The 1051-nt window shown below is 45.0% G+C and carries 1 protein-coding gene; it reads left to right on the forward strand.

The features are described from left to right. Window positions 1-685 (forward strand): PDZ domain-containing protein (locus ACS8FC_RS14905; RefSeq protein ID WP_439297345.1); only part of this gene is annotated, 685 nt, incomplete at its 5' end. Window positions 686-1051 lie beyond the last annotated feature (366 nt).

The raw sequence follows: 1051 nt of genomic DNA on the forward strand, positions 1-1051 counted from the left end.
GTCGTTTTCCATCCCGATAGATGCGGCGATAGATATTTATGAGCAGCTCAAATCTAACGGTGAAGTGGCGCGTGCTTCTCTTGGCATCTCTCCGCAAGATATCGACCGTAATCTAGCAGAAGCTTATAAATTGGATAAACCCCAAGGCGCTTTGCTGACCCGTGTTTCTCCAGACTCGCCAGCACAAAAAGCAGGTCTAAAACCTGGTGACATTATCTTGCAGTACAATAATGTACAAATCATGCGAGCATCCGACTTATTGAATCTGCTTAATCGAGCAAAGCCAAGCGATCCGTTTCGCGCACAGATTCAGCGTAATGGTAAGCAGATGATCATTAGCGGTAAGCTCGCTTATGCACCTAATGATGTCAGAGCCCAAAGTGGGGATCAGCAGAGCAATGATGTACAACTGGGCTTACGCTTGCGTGATTTAACCGAGGATGAGCAAGCAGAAATCGCTGCAGATAATAAAACGGGTATTTTGGTTACCACCGTTGATCCGACAGGGCTTGCTGCCCGCTCAGGTATTTTGGCAGGTGACGTCATCACTAACTTTCACCAAAAGCCTATTAAAAAGGTAACGGATTTCTCTGGTGCGATCTCTTCTTTACCAAAGAAAGGCGTTGTGACCATAGAGGTCATCCGCCAAGGTATCCCTGCTATTATTGGTCTGCGTATTGAGTAGATATCTTTATCAGAGCATTACTGATATCGTTATAGCAGGGCGCGTCAATAATTGTGCTTGTCCGACATAGAGGTCGGCCTCTATAATGTTGGATTTTTTATCAAACCATTGAGGGTACTTCCTCATTCTAAAGTTACTCATAGAGTGGTTTGGTGATCGCTTAATACGTTCTAATATGGTATGAGTCGCCTGATAGACTCATAATCTCACACAGCTGCTAGGTAAATATGACTGACCCCGCTCTTTATACGCTAATTATCTCTGTGGCAGCAGCACTGCTCGCGTATATCGCACTGTGGTCAGGGTTACAAACGTTCAATACCAATCCGACCAATCGGTTTATGCGCATTTGGTTCAAGCTAGCAT

It is taken from the genome of Psychrobacter sp. 1Y4, assembly GCF_051847555.1.